17 protein-coding genes are annotated in these 16,870 nt (G+C 39.3%); 1 reads left to right on the top strand and 16 read right to left on the bottom strand.

The genetic code is table 11. The features are described 5' to 3' along the window. Positions 1–4: 4 nt before the first annotated feature. The gene (locus NE848_RS11750; protein WP_252113790.1) at positions 5–1,186 is read left to right on the top strand and encodes a class I SAM-dependent methyltransferase; all 1,182 of its coding nucleotides are present in this window, start codon (positions 5–7) and stop codon (positions 1,184–1,186) included. Here NE848_RS11750 and flxY read toward each other — a convergent pair whose 3' ends face one another. The 16 genes from flxY to flxB all read right to left on the bottom strand — a co-directional run bounded on the left by flxY (position 1,187) and on the right by flxB (position 16,869). Further along, a complete protein-coding gene (gene flxY / locus NE848_RS11745; protein ID WP_252113788.1) occupies positions 1,187–2,461 on the bottom strand; it encodes a flexirubin biosynthesis putative acyl-CoA ligase FlxY in 1,275 nt (424 codons plus the stop codon). A gap of 1 nt (position 2,462) precedes the next feature. Then, positions 2,463–4,127: a C45 family autoproteolytic acyltransferase/hydrolase gene (locus NE848_RS11740; protein WP_252113786.1), complete on the bottom strand. Its 1,665-nt coding sequence runs from the start codon at positions 4,125–4,127 to the stop codon at positions 2,463–2,465. Next, a complete protein-coding gene (locus NE848_RS11735; RefSeq protein WP_252113783.1) occupies positions 4,128–7,118 on the bottom strand; it encodes an MMPL family transporter in 2,991 nt (996 codons plus the stop codon). Continuing rightward, positions 7,118–8,323 carry a DUF2062 domain-containing protein gene (locus NE848_RS11730; RefSeq protein WP_252113781.1) on the bottom strand — a complete coding sequence of 402 codons (1,206 nt, stop codon included), beginning with the start codon at positions 8,321–8,323 and terminating at the stop codon, positions 7,118–7,120. Before NE848_RS11730 ends, NE848_RS11735 begins: the two co-directional genes overlap by 1 nt. A 62-nt stretch (positions 8,324–8,385) precedes the next feature. Beyond that, positions 8,386–8,751, bottom strand: coding sequence for an ApeI family dehydratase (locus tag NE848_RS11725; RefSeq protein WP_252113779.1), 366 nt, complete (start codon positions 8,749–8,751; stop codon positions 8,386–8,388). A 25-nt stretch (positions 8,752–8,776) separates the two neighbouring features. After that, on the bottom strand, positions 8,777–9,400 hold the full coding sequence (lolA2, locus tag NE848_RS11720; RefSeq protein WP_252113777.1) for a flexirubin biosynthesis/transport protein LolA2: 624 nt from the start codon (positions 9,398–9,400) through the stop codon (positions 8,777–8,779). Then, positions 9,387–10,157 (bottom strand): polysaccharide deacetylase family protein, encoded by a 771-nt coding sequence (locus NE848_RS11715; RefSeq protein ID WP_252113775.1) that lies wholly within the window; start codon positions 10,155–10,157, stop codon positions 9,387–9,389. Before NE848_RS11715 ends, lolA2 begins: the two co-directional genes overlap by 14 nt. Continuing rightward, the gene (locus tag NE848_RS11710) at positions 10,154–11,215 is read right to left on the bottom strand and encodes a beta-ketoacyl synthase chain length factor (protein WP_252113770.1); all 1,062 of its coding nucleotides are present in this window, start codon (positions 11,213–11,215) and stop codon (positions 10,154–10,156) included. Before NE848_RS11710 ends, NE848_RS11715 begins: the two co-directional genes overlap by 4 nt. Continuing rightward, on the bottom strand, positions 11,208–12,392 hold the full coding sequence (locus NE848_RS11705; RefSeq protein WP_252113763.1) for a beta-ketoacyl-[acyl-carrier-protein] synthase family protein: 1,185 nt from the start codon (positions 12,390–12,392) through the stop codon (positions 11,208–11,210). Before NE848_RS11705 ends, NE848_RS11710 begins: the two co-directional genes overlap by 8 nt. A 3-nt stretch (positions 12,393–12,395) precedes the next feature. Beyond that, positions 12,396–12,653 (bottom strand): phosphopantetheine-binding protein, encoded by a 258-nt coding sequence (locus tag NE848_RS11700; RefSeq protein ID WP_252113762.1) that lies wholly within the window; start codon positions 12,651–12,653, stop codon positions 12,396–12,398. Beyond that, entirely contained in the window at positions 12,646–13,251 is a 606-nt protein-coding gene (locus tag NE848_RS11695; RefSeq protein WP_252113760.1) for a 3-oxoacyl-ACP synthase, read from the bottom strand. Before NE848_RS11695 ends, NE848_RS11700 begins: the two co-directional genes overlap by 8 nt. Continuing rightward, on the bottom strand, positions 13,244–14,386 hold the full coding sequence (locus tag NE848_RS11690) for a beta-ketoacyl synthase N-terminal-like domain-containing protein (RefSeq protein WP_252113758.1): 1,143 nt from the start codon (positions 14,384–14,386) through the stop codon (positions 13,244–13,246). Before NE848_RS11690 ends, NE848_RS11695 begins: the two co-directional genes overlap by 8 nt. Beyond that, on the bottom strand, positions 14,387–14,806 hold the full coding sequence (locus NE848_RS11685; protein ID WP_252113755.1) for an acyl-CoA thioesterase: 420 nt from the start codon (positions 14,804–14,806) through the stop codon (positions 14,387–14,389). It abuts the gene before it with no gap. Next, the gene (locus tag NE848_RS11680; RefSeq protein ID WP_252113753.1) at positions 14,803–15,252 is read right to left on the bottom strand and encodes a hotdog family protein; all 450 of its coding nucleotides are present in this window, start codon (positions 15,250–15,252) and stop codon (positions 14,803–14,805) included. Before NE848_RS11680 ends, NE848_RS11685 begins: the two co-directional genes overlap by 4 nt. Before the next feature lie 2 nt (positions 15,253–15,254). Then, positions 15,255–16,133: an LpxL/LpxP family acyltransferase gene (locus tag NE848_RS11675; RefSeq protein ID WP_252113748.1), complete on the bottom strand. Its 879-nt coding sequence runs from the start codon at positions 16,131–16,133 to the stop codon at positions 15,255–15,257. Positions 16,134–16,137: 4 nt separating this feature from the next. Next, positions 16,138–16,869 carry a flexirubin biosynthesis SDR family reductase FlxB gene (gene flxB, locus NE848_RS11670; RefSeq protein ID WP_252113747.1) on the bottom strand — a complete coding sequence of 244 codons (732 nt, stop codon included), beginning with the start codon at positions 16,867–16,869 and terminating at the stop codon, positions 16,138–16,140. Position 16,870: the final 1 nt, after the last annotated feature.

The following is a 16,870-nucleotide window of genomic DNA, read 5'->3' as shown; positions in this document are numbered from 1 at the left end:
TTTCATGCTTAATCAGGCCTTATTTGATCCTAAAGTTGCCAGATTTATTAAAGAAAATCAGAATAAGGATATACCTGCACTCATCCTGAAAGGAAGTCCTTTTGAGGAAATAACGGTACAGGAACTTGCAGTTCAGATCAAGGGTCTTAAGGTGGCTAAAAAGAAATTCCCCGAATTTTACGGAACAGAAGGAATTATCTACCCTCCCAAATTAAATCTTGAACAAACATCTTCTGAAGTCACAGCTCGCTATAAAGCATCTTTAGTTGATGGTAGAAAGGCAATTGATCTCACCGGAGGAATGGGGATCGACTCCTACTTCCTTTCAAAAAGATTTGAAGAACTAACTTATTGCGAGATAAATGAAGAATTGGCTGGGATAGCCTCTCATAATTTCGAAGTACTAAAGGCTAATAACATTACTGTAAAACCAAAGAACGGGCTTGAAATTCTCAAGGAGACTTCCGAAAAATTCGACTGGCTTTATGCCGATCCTGCCAGAAGGGATGAACATGGAGGTAAAGTATTTAAACTTGAAGATTGTGAACCTAATATACCTGCAAATCTTGGTATGATCTTTCAGCATACTGAAAATGTGATGATCAAAACATCCCCTATCCTGGATATTTCTGCGGGAATTACTGAATTGAAGAATGTAAAGGAAATACATATAGTAGCTATTGGGAATGAGGTCAAAGAATTATTGTGGATGCTTCAGAAGGATTTTAAGGATGAGCCAGCAATAAAGACCGTCAATTTTGAAAAAAATGGTGTTCAGGAATTTTCCGGAGTAAAAACAGTTGATATTGAGAAACCCATTTTCGGTGATCCCGAAGTCTATTTATACGAGCCAAATGCTGCTATTATGAAGAGCGGAATGTACAATAGACTGGCCATACAAACCGATACTAAGAAGTTAAACCCAAACTCACATTTATATACTTCAAAGGCGCTTAAGTCATTTCCTGGAAGATCTTTTGAAATTATTGATATTAAACAATATAAAGACTCTGATATAAAGCGATACTTTAAGGGTAAAAATGCTAATGTCACTACCCGTAATTTCCCGGAATCAGTCGAACAGATCCGGAAAAAATTCAAAATAAAGGATGGCGGCGAGGATTATATTTTCTTTACCACAAACCCTGATGAGCAAAAAATCGTCATAGTCTGTAAAAAGGTATGATCACCTTAGGTCTCTAAATATCTGAGGCTTCCTGCTGGCTTTTGGGTACTTCAGCATTTCAATTTCCTTTACAGGCAAATTTTCAATTCTGGGAGTGACGTGAAGTTGGGATTTGAAATATTCTTTTAATTCATCTGTTTCCTTAAATGAATCAGGAACTTTAATTGAAACCACGTCATTTCCAAGTCCATCTTTCCTGGCTTCTATCACAAAAGATTTGATCTTGCCAAAAGCATTCAATACCTCAATGATATGCTGAGGATACAAACTGGTTCCCTTAAGCTTCATTTTCTGCTGTTTTCTTCCTACAACCGGCCCCAGTCTTGGCGTATTCCTTCCGCATTCGCATTTGCCTTCATAATAGGTTAGCATATCCCCGGTAGCAAACCTCAATAAAGGCATGGTTTGAGTCCCCAGCGGGCTAACAACCAACTCTCCAATTTCTCCAGGCTTTACCTGATTGCCATCCTCATCAAGAATTTCAGTATAAATAAGCTCACTTAGAATATGATTACCTGTATGATAAGGACACTCCGTGAAAGCAGTAGACATTTCAGTAGAAGCATAAGTGGAAAAAAGTTCAATATTCCATAATCCGGTGATCTTACTTCCGAGAGCATTCAGCTGAAAGTACTGATCTCTCAAGGGTTCGCCAATACAGATAACTGCTTTAACAGAAGACTTCTTATAGTCTATATTGTTTTCCCTCGCATATTGGATCATTTTTAGAAGAAATGAAGGAACAGCTACCAGGTAATTGGGCTTAAATCTCTCTATGCTTTCCCACTGTAATTGAGGAAGTCCGCTTCCTGTCCTGATAATGCCCGCTCCAAGCTTCCTGAGACCAAGAAAATAGGCCATTCCCGCCATGAACCTTCGATCCAGTGTAGTAGTGATCTGAACCTTATCGGTCTTTTTAATGCCTGCAATACTAAACGACCTGTATTCATTCTCTGCAAGCCGCTCAAGATCGGCTTCATTGAGGGCGAAATTCACCGGACTACCCAAAGTCCCGGAAGTGGTCACAAAATCGATGATATCTTCTTCAGGAACGCTTATAAATTCTGAATTATTTAGTTGGAGGTCTTCTTTCGTTGTTAGCGGTAATTTCTTAAGATCTTCGGGTTTTTGAAAATCCTCCAGCTGAAGCGAGTTTTCCTTTAGGAGCCGCTTATAATATGGGGATTTATCGGCAATATATTCCAGCTGCTTTCTGAGCAATTCCCATTGTCTTGCTTTTATAGTTTCAATATTTTGAAAATGAAGCTCGTCCATATTAAAGTTTTCGGTAGCTTTTTCTGATCATTTTAGCGATCCTTTCTTCGTCAGGCCTGGTGGTTACTTCTCTCCTATCAGCCTGTTTAAAATGGATCACTGCGTTTTTATAATCTTCTTTTTCATAATAGATGATTCCTGCCAGGTACCAGGCTTCCCAGAAATCGGGGTTAAGTTTTACCAGTTTTTCTGCCTTTTCAATTTCTACGGGTATATCTTCAGACAGGCTAAGCTTAACATCATGTTCCAACTTTCTGTATTTTTCATAATCCTTAAAAGCTTCGGTTTCTATAAATGCGCTTTGAGGAATGTTAAGTTCTTCATCTGCAACTGATGCATTTACGAGACCTTTTTGGAACTTTGAAAAAGCCTTATCCAAGTCATAAGCTACAAATTCTCCCATCTGATAGGGATTCGCAGAAACCCAAACCTTTTTTTCTTCAGGTTTGAAAACGATCCCATGATGAGCAAGCAGCTGATTGATAGCCTTTTCATTACCATAACCAAGAGAAACATCATTCAAACCTTTTCTGTTTCGTAAAATCCCAACAGCTTTCTCAGGGTTTAAAATTTCTGATTGAGAAAGAAGTTCGTTCATCCTGTCATACCTGTATTTGGAATGACTTTCTTCTATAGCCTTTAAGTTCTTTGAATCATTGGCATAAGCTTCACTCTGAAAATGATTGCTGCAAATAACTTCATTTGAATTTTCAACTTCATAAACACCAAAATTAGACGGAGAAACCTCGATCAAAATGGCTTTCCTTTCTTCTGCACTACCTACCATTATGGATTCTGATACAAAAACCTCACGTTTTTTAGCGATTTCAATGGCTTCTGAGGTATTTGCAGCATATTGAAGAATTTCTCTTGCCACCAGGCTGATCGGAGTTTTGGCGACCAGCGGCATTTTTGATTCCCCAGCATTGATGGTCACGGTGATTCCTTTTTCATTCATACCGCTTACCACACCTATCATTCCACCCCAGGTATACATCATGAATTTATTTCCTGAATCAGGATTTACAAAAGCCACGATCTTTTGTTTTCCAAATTCATCACCTGCATAAAAGTCAAAATTACGACCAATTAATAACTGGTTGTCTTCTGTCTTTTCTTCCCAGGCAGCAAATGATGTACAGCCCACCAGCATAAGGTCCTGCAGAGCATGCCCTATATCGTGAGCTCCATGAAGGTAAAGCATCCTTACATAGGCCGGAGCAAAATCATCATAATCATTCGAAGCATAGCGGGAAATACCATAGATCTCCTGCTGATATTCCGGCAGAACGTGATCATGCATTTTCCTGTTGAACCATGATACAACTTTTTTTAAAAATCCGCGATAACTTTCAGAGGGAACCATGGCCTGCAATTTGTTCATAAAGGCTGTTTCCTGATGCTGAATAAGTTCACGAGTAAGGCTTCCGTTGGCTACTCCCCTTTCCAGTGCATTTCCTTCAAGGTAAAGCTCCCAAATGCCATGATGGTTCTTATAAAGCTGATTTTTCCCCAGGCTGAAATAAGATTCAGAATGACGCGTACGGGCTGTATCTATTTCATTTATGCCCTCAATCACCGGTTTTTGTTCCAAGGATCTATTTACCCCACAGGAAATGCCGAGGAATGAGATTATGAGTAATATGACAGGTATCCGCATTTTCATTTAATCGGCTTTACGAAATACCAGAATATTGTTCTGCCTGTATACGATCTCAAAGTTCATATCCAGCAACCACCTGTTTGGAAACTCCGAATCTATAAAGATCACCTTTTCGGCATTCTCCTTTATTAAATTTATAAGTTCCTGCTGGTCGGAAAAATCACCGTTAATAATAAAAACCTTACTCGAAGGGAGATCTTCTATCCTCGAATAGAAGAATATCTCGGCCGAATTTGAACGTGGGGTTCTTTTTGAAACCCTGAACCGGTATTCTTTATTTTCATAAGCATGAATGCTGGCATTCCTGAACTTATATGAAAGAAATAAAGGAATGATACCATATTCCGAATTGACTATGGAAATACTCTCTCCATCTTCAATATACCTGCTAACCCTAAGGTTCTTTTCCCGGGTACTCTTGAATCTCTGACTTACTTTTGGAAAAACCGACTTATAACGATAGTTATCCAGGATGGCTAACTTACGATATAGTTTTTCACTTTCAGATTCACTTATCCTTCCTCTGAAATCTGCCAGCTGACCAAAATGAAAAGGAGCTTTGCCTTTTTCAACTCTGTTAAGGATTAGCTTTTTGAAAATAGCACGCTGAAGCACAAAACTCACAAAGACTGCGGTAAGGACTCCGATTATTGATACTATTGAAACCGATCTAAGGGCCGGATGTTGCGCAAAAATCAATGCTCCCATTCCGAGCAAAGTTGTGATCACAGAAATAAGTATGGAAGTCTGATAGGTTTTAAGATCAGATCTTCCGGTCTCGTATTCATGCAAACAGGCATTCGTTATGAAAATGCTGTAATCAAGGCCAAGCCCGAAAATAAAGGTGGATATGATGATATTCAGAATATTGAACTCTATATCCAGAATCGCCATTATGCCAAGAGCACAGATCCAGGTAACCGCGATAGGCAACAAAGTAAAAAGACTAATTTCCAGGTTACGATAAGAAATAAGCAAGATCACAAAAACCGCAAGGATCGAGATCAATATTAGTTTATTGAAGTCTTCCTTCAGACTGCCAAGAAAATTCTGGTTTATCGCTTTACGATCCAGAGCAAAGATGCCGTTCTCATTTTTAAAATTTGCAATAAAATCAGCACTATTACCCTCTTCCAAACTAACCGTACTGGTAACCGTAGCTATATCTTCATCTTCAGAAATAAAATCATCAAGATAAAGCGAACCAGCATGCTTGTAATCATCCAGATCTATATTTGAAAAATCCTTTTGCAGCTGTTGATAAAAAGTATGAAAGGTCTCTGGCCGGAATCCGTATTCGGCAGAAATTGAAATTATATTCTCTCTCAGGCTATCAGTCTTTTCAGGTGTCCAGAATGATTCCCAGGTCTCTATCCTGTTATTCTGAGTTTCGGTGGAGAGGATCACCCCTCCTATACTACTGAAGTTTTCAATTCTACCCTCGTTTTCAAGGTCCTGCAAACGCTGATATAATTTGTTGTTTTCCTGTAGTGCATCATCAACTGAATTGCCATAAGCTACCATGTAGATGGTCTTTCCAGACCTTCCCGCAAGCCCTTCTACTCTATTCTCCAGTTTCTTAATCTCCGGTGGTTCAAAATTCAGTTTTGAAAGGTCATTATTGAACTCAACCCGGTTAAAGAAGAAAAGCGAAACTATAAATAGCAGTAATACTACAACCACCAATGGTCGTTTAGCAGAATAATCAACTGCTGCTATTTTATCCAGGAAGGTTCTGTTTTTAGTTGAATCTGGTTTAGGTTTATAAAATAATGGAATGAGAACCAGTGCAAAAATGGAAGAAAGCAGTACACTTATAGAAGCAAAAATTCCCAGATCATTCAGCGCCTCACTTTGCACAAATATTAGGCAAAGAAATGCAACCGCTGTGGTGGTACTGCTCATTAATATAGGCCTGGTTATGTCTCTATAAAGCTGAGTGATATTTCGATTATTGCGATAATGCGTAAGGATGTGCAGGGCGTAATCCAGGGTTATCCCCAACAGGATAGCTCCGATTCCCAGTGAGATCGCAGAGACACTTCCTTTTGCGATACTTAAAACTGCTATGGCTGTAATTCCTGCCAGTATACTTGGGATGAAAAGCAGGAACGGCACATATATCTTTCTATAGAAAAAGATGAGCAAAATAAGCAGTAAAACCACCGCGATACCAATCGTAAGCCTTATATCTTTTTTTATACGATCAGCGTTAGCAAGGGAATACAGGATCCCTCCAAAATAACTGGCTTCAACCTGATCATATTCCTGATTTAGTTGCCCGGTAATATCTTCAAGAGAATTAATAAAATCTTCGTTCCTATCCGTTTCCGATGAGGGCAAAGCAGAATCAAGAAAAAGAATGATATTCTTTCTATCCTTTGTAATCAGGTAGTTTTTATAAATACCGAAATTATCTCCTACCTGAAGCTCCTGAAGCTTTGAAAGGCCAAGGTTTGTAAAGCTTAATGGATCACTCAGAAAGTAATCTTTGGTCACGAAGCCGGTGGGAGACATCAATTGACGGTAACCAGAGCCCAGCCGGGGCCGGATACTATCTGGGTAGAGCCGGTTAGATATCTTTTCATAATCCTTCTCCTGCAGGAATACAGGCAGATTATCATAAACAAATTTATAGACCTGTCTGATATCTTTTTCAGGAACCTTGCCCTTTATTTCGTTGACATAGCCGGGTAATTCTTTTTCAATTCTTCCTGTTAGATCATTAGCGTAAGCCACCAAAGTATCGGGAGAGGTATCTTCAGACCCAGCTGATATACTTATTATCAGCTTATCAGAAAGATCTGTCACCCTTAGAACCTTCTTTAAAATATCCTGTTTTTCTCCTGATGGTATGAGCTTTGTAATATCTTCTTCAAGAGTAATATTCCAGGCGAAAAAAGCGGTTATGGCGATGTAAAAGAGAAGTACCGAAAAACCAAAGATCTTTCGGTTTTTCAAAAAGTCATGAATATTGAGAAAAGCTTTATGCATTAAGGTTTCACCACCTGCTTTTGATTAAAGACCGAAAATAAAAAATAAAATACAATCCAGAGACTAAAGGCCATGACAATTGCGAGAGCAAAACTTCCCGTAATATATTGCCATAATCCCATAAAAACATCAGTTCCTGTTTCAAATTTTTGAAGCTTCATCTCCCAGTCAAAACCCTTTCCTGAAATAAGGGAGCCAGCCTGATAACTTGCATATACGATTACGGGAATAAAAGGCGGTATGCTTATATTGGAGAATAAAAAGGCTATAACCTTATTTAACCGAAATACCGCGGCAAGAGTGAATACGAGTAAAGTATGGATTCCCCAAAAAGGTGAAATGCCTATGAACACACCTAATGCGATGGCAGCAGCTTTTTTATGAGGTGGTTCCTGACTCTTTACAATATCTTCCTTCCAGAATTTTCTGAACCCTTTATTTTTAAAATCCTGGTATTTATTCCGCGGATGTATATAGAAGAAACTCACCAGCACAAACCACATATACAAAAGAACGATTCTAACAATATCCCAGAAAGGTCTGAAATGAGTGACCCTTTCCCCTTCCTGATATAGAACCTTGATTGGTATATTCTTCACTTCTACCTTTTTCCAGGCTGCTTTCACCAGAACCTCAATCTCCAGTTCGAATTTCCAGGTGACCAGTTTAAGTGAATTAATAAGTTTTACAGGGTAAAGCCTGTAACCACTCTGGGTATCATGCAATTCAATACCGGTAACTACTAAGAACCAGAAATTGGAGAATCGATTTCCCTTACTGCTTTTTCCCGGGATACCATCTCTTCCCATATTTCGGTCGCCAACAAGTAGAAGTTCAGGATCGTCCTGTTTACGAGCTTCGAGTTCAGTCAGAAAAACGTCCAGATCATCAGGATAATGCTGCCCATCAGAATCTATTGTGATTGCATAATCATAATTCAGTTCCTGGGCGAAGCCAAAACCGGTCTTAAGTGCCATGCCTTTACCCTTATTTTGAGAATGCGATCTATGGTGTAAGCCGGGATGTTCTTTTAGAATTTTGGCAGTTTCATCGGTAGACCCATCATTCACAATAATGATGTTATGGGTATACAGTTTAAGTTCTGACAAAAAAGACGCGAGTGAATGTGCATTATTGTAGGTTGGCACAATAACACAACAGTTAAGCTTTTCGAATCTGGATTGAAAAACCGGTTCTTTTTTCACCTGCTAAGTTTTACTGCAAAATTATTATTTATTCGGAGAGGAACATAGCAATAGAAACACAATTAAAGACCTTTGTATAGAGAATTGATCTTCAATACTATACCTTTATTATTCTTAGCTATTCCTTTAAGTTTTATAAAATCTCCGTTTTGTTCAAGTTGGGATTCCAGAATTAATTCATCATGATCTGTAGGGTCAAAAACAGCCATAAATTTAACGTTATCTGCCCTTACCAGTTGAAGCGGACTCTCGAAAACCCTTTCAGCCTCTTCCTTGAATAACTGCATAAGCACTACACCAGGGGTTACAGGCCTCCCCGGAAAATGACCATTATAGATCTCATGGTCTTTATTGACCTTCAGGGTAGTTAGCTGAAGGTCTTCATTCTTTTTGGTATGCGAAACCTCGTAAAAGTCCTTTAAAATCATGCGAAATCTTTAAAGAACAAGATAGTTAGTTTTGAAAAACAGAAGGTGGTATGGACTGATTAATTTTAATGTTTTTCATAAAGATCTCGGTATAATCACCGGAAGGATCTACTAACCTCACCGAATTGATGAGATGATCTGAATTAAAATTAACCCATATTTCCTTGAACATTCCGCTAAGGCTCTTATCCCTGGGGATGATCTGGGCCCTGATATTCTGTTTATTCCTGTAATAGGTAATTGTGAAGTCTTTATCTGACTGTAAGATCTTTCCGTTAACACTGCCAGCTACCAGTTCTCCCATTTTTTCGAAAAGCTTATTGGAAGATAGGTCCACTTCAGAAAGCTGTCCTTCTTCCATGATATAGAGCTTGGAGTCCTTAAAAAGTATCTGATAATCGTAAGGCCTGAGATATTCCCACTTTAAAAGATCTGGTGATTTATAATATACTTTTCCCCGGCTCTCGGGGCTTTCATCCATTACTTTCATATGCTTGGTCTGCATGAATTCGGCTGAAAAGCTATTAATCCCATTCGCTTTTTCTATCACCCTGGATTTAAATGCATGCTCCTCGGCATTATTCAAAACACCGTTTTGAGCCATCATGTTCAGGCTTAGGAAAAAAAGGCAAATTTTAAGTATACGCATTGATTCGAAATAATTTATCAGGTCTTATAATAGCGAATTCTCGCTGCTTTAGAATTACCAATAATTGTTCCAAGATAATGGGAGTCTTTTCCATATTATCATGTAAGAGAATAAGGTCGCCTTTTTCGAGCTTTTTTGTAATTCGATTTATGATCACTTCCGGAGATTTGGTGATCGCGTCATATGGCCTGACGTTCCACCCTATTACTCTGTGCCCTGTCTTCTGTAGGGCCCTTTTAGTCTTTGGATTAATAATTCCGAATGGAGGACGAAAAAGATTCATTTTCACACCACCAATCTCTTTTGCAATATAATCACATTTTAAAATTTCATTTGTGATGGACTTACTGCTCAGAAATCCCATTCTTCTTGTATGAGAATAAGTGTGATTGCCAACAATGTGACCACGTTTCAATATCTCCCGGAAAATCTGAGGCTGTTCTTCTATCTTCTTCCCAATACAGAAAAACACTGCCTTTGCCTCATGCTTATCAAGAATATCTAGGATCTTAAGGGTATTATCATCGGGACCGTCATCAAAGCTCAGGGCCACGGCGTTTTCAGGAAAATCGGGATTTTTGTTATATGCCTTTACAAAAAAATTAAACTGCACATTTGTCGACACTATAAGAATGAATATGATATATAAAACCACTAATAACGGTAAGGGCCAAAAGGGCCAGTCATTCATCAGGAACAGGAAGAGCATAAGCATGAATATCCCTCCAAAAAGTATATTGACGATTTTATAGATCAAAGCTTCTGTAAAAGAATTAGTCCGTGATTCTTTCCGAGATACTGGTTATAAATCAGGATCCTTCGGGGTTTACTGCAATTTAAATCATTCAATTTAATAAAATCCGGGATTTTATTTTCTTTCAGGATTTTAGAAGCAATCCAGAAAGCATATGCAGAAACCGAATTATTCTCGCCAACCAGATGCTTATATGCCAGCTGTAGAGTTTCAGCGAAAAGCTTCTCCTGCAACTCGTGGTAAAAAGGATCATATCTTGAATCTCCATTATTACCCAGGATCACGATATCAATAGCTGAAGAAGTAAGGTTTTTAGTTTGAAGAAAACGTTCTGTTCTTTCACCAATGTTTTGAATTTCTGCTGTGTTAATGATTTCAACATCCACTAATTCTGCATAAGAATTTTCAGTTTCCTGTGAACCAAGCATAAAGAATGAGGCAGTCTCTGAAAAAATGCTGCCTGGGGTTTTCGACCATAACAGATCGGTATTTTTAACAGGTTCCTTCTTCAATTGCCCGTCAAGCTCCTGGAAACCTGTAAAAGCCGGAGAGACCTCGTCAACACCTCCTACCAGGATGTTTTGAGTTCCACTTTCGGTTCTCGCCTGAAGCAAGGCATCTAACAATGCGCTTTCAAATGATACTGAATTCTGTGTATAGGTCATGTTATAAGCGGTACACTTAAGATCGAGCGCTATCTGCCCGCCAACCGTATTATGAGTAGACTGGATAAATGATGTTGGGCTTAACAGGCCTTCCTCTGCAGTGAGCATGGCCTCCATGAATTTTTCAGTGTCCTGCAAACACCCCTGGCCGGTACCAACCATAATGGCATCTGGCATATCAAGCTGTGCATCCAGCAATGTTTTTTTTGAGCAGAACAGGCCCATTTTTACAGCATTCGACATTCGCCTAAGCATCATAGGCTGTATCATTGACTTATAATCATGCTTCAGGGCAGGAATTATATTGCTCTGATATTCCCTAAGATTTCCTGTCTCTAAAATATCTTCAGATTGCGGAGAGATGGATGAAATACCATTTACATAAAGCCTATTCATCTTTCTGAAAAATTAAGGATGTACAATTTCCGCCGAAACCAAACGAATTAGAAAGTATGTTAGAAATCTTCATTTTCGTAGGTTTCGTTACAGGGAATAATCCGGTTTCTTTCATTCCTGACTTGAAATTCAGATTGGGAAAGACCTTCTGCTCCTGCAATGAAATCAGGCTAAAAATCGCTTCCACAGCTCCTGCAGCTCCAAGGGTATGACCCGTATAAGCCTTAGTAGAACTGAACGGTGGGATTTCATCTCCAAAGGCACGTTGAAAAGCAAAACTTTCAGAAAGATCATTATTTTTAGTACCAGTACCGTGAGCGTTGATATAATCTATATCCCGGCTTTTTATTCCGGCTTTTTTCAAGGCTTTAGAAATGGCAAGATAGGCTCCCTCTCCATTTTCGGAAGAAGCAGTTTGATGAAAAGCATCATTCGCATTCCCGTAGCCAGTGACCCTGCCCAAAACTTTTCTGTCACCAATACAATCATCAGCTTCCAGTAAAATATAAGCGGCCGCCTCGCCCAGATTAAGTCCGTCCCGGTCTTGATCAAATGGTCTGCAATTATTTTCAGAAAGGATCATCAGAGAGTGAAAACCATTCAGAGTGAATTTAGTAAGACAGTCGCTGCCACCAACAATCACTCTTTTAAGTTTACCGGATTCGATCATCCTGGCTCCCATCATAATAGCGTTAGCTGATGAAGAACAAGCTGTACTAATAGTGGAAACAAAGCCTTTAAGACCAAAATATTCAGCGATCATTTCTGTAGAGAACCCCGGGTGCTGCGCCCTGATAAATCTTCGGTTTTCAGTATTTTCAGGATAATCGTGAAAATAACGCTCAGTCATATCTATCCCTCCTACACTGGTCCCGGAAATGATCCCGGTTTCTGAAGGAATATCTTTAAGACCCGTATTTACAAGCAACTGTTTTATTGCATAAGCGCCAAGCATTGTGGCACGTGAGAAAGTATGATTCATTTCCAGATCAAGGTTATTCTCTAATTCAGAATTAGAGAAGCTTATCTCCCCAACCAGAATATTAGAATGTTTTGTCTGGAAAATGTTAGGTTTATCAATGCCACTTCTACCGGACTTCAGAGAATCGCTTGTTTCTTCAAGGTCTCTCCCAATTGAAGAAATAATTCCCATTCCAGTGATGGCGACACCTTTCATAAATTACCTGGTTCTGTTTTTCTCGATAAAATCGGCCATAGTATTTATAGAGTTAAATACTTCCTTCCCTTGCTGGGGATCTGAAAGCTTGATCCCGTAATCCTTTTCCATGAGCACGATAAGTTCAAGTGCATCAATACTATCCAGGCCCAAACCATCCCCAAAAAGAGGTTCGTCATTTTCAATCTCGTTAACCTCCATATCTTCGAGGTTAAGTTGTTCAATAATGCTTTTTTTTAATTCGGTATGCAGATCACTCATGTGTAGGTAAGTATAATTTCTTTAGCTCTTCTTCATTAAAATCATAGCCTTCACCAGGGCTAATCTGGCACAAAAATACATCATAATCGCTATTGTGCAAGTCCACCCAGCCACAAACAATCTTACTGGCCTTTCCTTCCTCAAATAAGACCTTTGAATAATCTATATAATAGCCGGGATCAAATTCTTCATTTATAAGAAAGATATTCTCAGACCTAAGCTGAAACCGGATGCTGATTTCCCCGAGCATGATATTTGGCAAGGTATAAACAAAAACTGAAGGAGACGGGAAATCATTCATGGTTTCTGCGTAGGCTTTATCAGTATCCAGGCTTGAGGCTGCATTAGAAAACACAAGCGCAGTTTTAGATTCGGGTTCTTTATTCTTAAAAAGTATTTCACTGGCCAGATAGCCTAACTTCGAAAGGCTATCCATTTTAAAGAATTTGGGATATTTGAAGTTCTGCTTCTTGTAAATGCTTTTCAGAAAAGAAGAAAGTTTTTGATCAGCATCAGTTTCATGAATTATCTTGCCGTTCACAATGACCTTTCCGTTACGGATGATCACAGAATCCTGTATGAATAGCTGCTTACTCATCGGTTTCCTTTTTTAAAAGCATAGCCAGGTTGCATCCACCAAAGCCAGAGGCGGTTTTTAGTGCCAGCTTAAGTTCCTTATGGATGTGCTGCTTTATTAAATTGAGCGGTTTCGAAACGCCCGATTCCGAGAAATTCACAGAAGCAAAAAGCTCATTCTTTAAAAGACTATGCTTAGTGAGAATGGTTTCGATCAATGCTGAAGTTCCTAAGGTATGCCCATAATAACCTTTAAAACTATTTACAGGAATCTTTTCAAGCCCTGTACGGTTAAAGGCAATGGCTTCCATTTCATCATTATATGTGGTCGCGGTGCCGTGAGCTGATAAGAATCCTATTTCTTCAGGAAAGATATTACATGCCGAAAGCAGTCTCGAAATGCTTAAATAAAGCCCCTCTCCTGTTCTGCTTGGGCCTGAAATGTGATTAGCATCATTGGCTGTACAGGCATCCACATAGGCAATTTTTTCTTTTTCCTTTCCGTTTGGTCCTATAAGGATCGCCGCAGCAGCTTCGCCTAGGCTTATTCCCTGACGGTCATTAGAGAAAGGTCTGCATGGTTCAGGGCTAATCGCCTGAAATGACTGAAACCCGGAAAGCACAAAATCTGAAACAAGATCTCCACCGGCCACTATGACTTTTGCAAATCTACCGGCCGAAATCAGATCATTTGCTGTTTTAATTGCCAAAGCGCCCGAGATACACGCATTTGAAACAACTACCGGTTTTTTTTCGAATCCAAAGAAACTGGCAATTACCTCTGCCATTTTCCAGAGATAAAGCCTTTCTTCTGGAAATTCATTCTTTCCAAGTTGGTCTATATTGCCTTTGGTAGTGGAAATTATTAATCCCGTATCCTGGAGCTTTAAACCGGGATTCTCATTTAAAACCTCCTGAATAGCAAGGATGATCAGCTTCTCGAGTTTAGTATAAAGTTCAGGATTCCCAATTTGATTAAAAGCTTCGTTGATGATCTTTTCAGGAATAATCCCGGCATATACGCCATCCTCCGAGAATATGGGATTTTTATGAAAGTTTAAGGCCGATCTACCCCGGTGTATTGACTCAAGGTTTTCTACGGTGCCAAACCCCAATGGAGAAATAATCGAATCACTTAGGAGGTAATTCCTTTTCATTTATATCAATCCCATTTTCGATTTCCAATCTAAGAAAAACGGCGGATTGTTAAGCACTAATTCTGAATTTTTATCGGTAAAAACCTGGATGGTTTCCCCGGTACAAATTAGCTTTCCCGAAGAGAATATTTTATACTGAAAAATGAGCTTTGCGGCTTCTGCATTCACAAAAGAAGTCTCTACCTCAAATTCATCTCCATATTTAAGTGGAAGTTTATGCTCACAAACCGATTTAATCACGGGCATCGAATAGCCGTTCTCCTTAGCATCCAGATAAGAGATATTATGTTTTTTTCCGAAGTCTTCGCGGCCCTCTTCAAAAAATTTGAGATAATTCCCGTGCCAAACGATCTGCAAGGGATCACATTCATGAAAGCGAACGCGCATTTTCAAACTGCTTTTCAAAATGCTCTCACTCATTCTACCGTCACGGTTTTCATTTCAGAAATTGCGATCACCTCTCCCCTTTCATTTTCGGTACGGGCAGAAACAGAAGTTACATTCATGATCTCATGTAGTATTTCAACATAGGTTTTCAACTTCTCTCCTACTTCAGGCTGATGAAAGATCTCAACTGTTTTGATAAGACCTATAAAACCGGTTTTCGGTTTTGTTTGTCCGCTAAGAGAGCCCTGGTACCCCCTGTGCAGCGACATGCTTTGAGCCATGTGCTCTATTAAACCGCTCTCGGAAAGCCTGTTCTCATGAACCAATACATTAGCATTTGGTACCGTGAAGCCGGTTACCCCTGTAAGCGCGGTATATTCAAAAAGGGTATCCACAAACACGAAAGGCTCCTTCTGGGGAATAAGTTTAATAATTTCCTCATAAGAGGTTATTGGATGATGTAATAGGTTTTCTGCCATAATCAACTGAAGTCATTCCAGTAATCGTAGTAATTATACCACTGATGAGGATATTTTTTTACCATTCTCTCCAGGTCTTCAAGATAAGCCTCTAAAATTTCGCTGGCTTTATATTCCTCGGGAATATAAGGTCTGGCATAAAAATGATAGTGAAAATTCTTTTCACGCATTAAATGTACAAATAAGACAGGAATTTTATTTCTGGCGGCAAGTTTAAAAGGTCCCTGAGGAAATTTCACAACCTGACCCAGGAATTCTGCTTTGTATGTTTTTGAATGTTTCAGGTAGCGGTCAGCAGCAAAGACCAACAGTTCGTTTCTAGAAAGGGCTTCCTTCATCTTAAAGATGTGACTAAGATCTTCCTTAAGAACTATGATCCTGACTTCAGATTTTCCGGTGACCGACTCAAGATAATTCTTGATCTGCCTGTGTTCAAAGTCTGTAACCACAAGATTTACAACCGCATCTGAATGTTTTTCGTCAAAAAAGTGTTTAGCCAGGTTGAAATTGCCGATATGCGCCGTTAACAAGACACCTCCTTTTTTCTGTTTTAAGAGATTGTCTATATGCTCAATCCCGTCAAATTCAAAGGTGAATTTGTGCTTTAAACCATTGGTGATGGCAATGCGGTCTAACTGAATACGGCCAAACGTAAAATAGCTCAGGTATACATGCAAGGCCGAATTTATGGGGGAATATCCCAGTCTTTTTCTGAAAAAAAAATAGGTGCTTTTTGTAGAAGTAAAAGAAAAAAAGATAAAATAGGCTGCAACAAATAGAAGCACGAAATATGCTGAATACAGACCAGTTTTCTTAATTATCTGCACATAGATCTTGAAGCCTAAAAGCGTACCTCTCGATTTTCCTTTCCAGGTTGCCATGGATCTACGAATATAAACCTCCGTTAATACTGATCACTTCCCCGGTAATATATGACGACTTTTCTGAAGCCAGAAAGCTTACCAGGTTTGCCACCTCTTCCGGATCACCAAAACGCTTAAGCGGAATGAGCTGCTTTAGTTCGTTCTCATCAAATTCACTGGTCATATCTGAATTAATAAATCCGGGAGCTACCGCATTCACGGTTACCTTCCTCTTACCGATCTCCTGTGCAAGCGCTTTAGTTGCCGAGATCATGGCTCCTTTAGCGGCAGAATAATTTACCTGCCCAGGGTTGCCTTTCAAACCTGATAGCGACACTATATTGATCACTCTACCATACCGGCTTCTAAGCATATCCTTAAGGACCGTCTGGGTCACATTATAAAATCCATTGAGACTGGTATTGATCACCGAATCCCATGCTTCCTGATTGGTCCAGATGAAAAGACCGTCTTTAGTAATTCCTGCATTGTTGACCAGAACTTCAACCTTAGCTTCAGGATTATCTTTTTTCCAGTTATCGATGGAGTTTTGAGTAGAATCATGATCGGCAACATCAAATCTCAAGAGATCGCAATTAACTCCCATTTTCTCTATCTCTGTTTTCGTTGCTTCAGCGGCTTCGGTATTTGAGTGATAATTGAGGAGTATATTATATTTAAGATCGGAAGCAAGTTGAATACAGATGGCTTTTCCAATCCCTCTCGAACCTCCGGTTACCAGTGCATATTTCATA

This window comes from Gramella jeungdoensis, from assembly GCF_023805255.1.
GTDB classification, from domain to species: Bacteria; Bacteroidota; Bacteroidia; order Flavobacteriales; family Flavobacteriaceae; genus Christiangramia; species Christiangramia jeungdoensis.
This window is presented reverse-complemented; position numbering and strand designations above follow the sequence as displayed.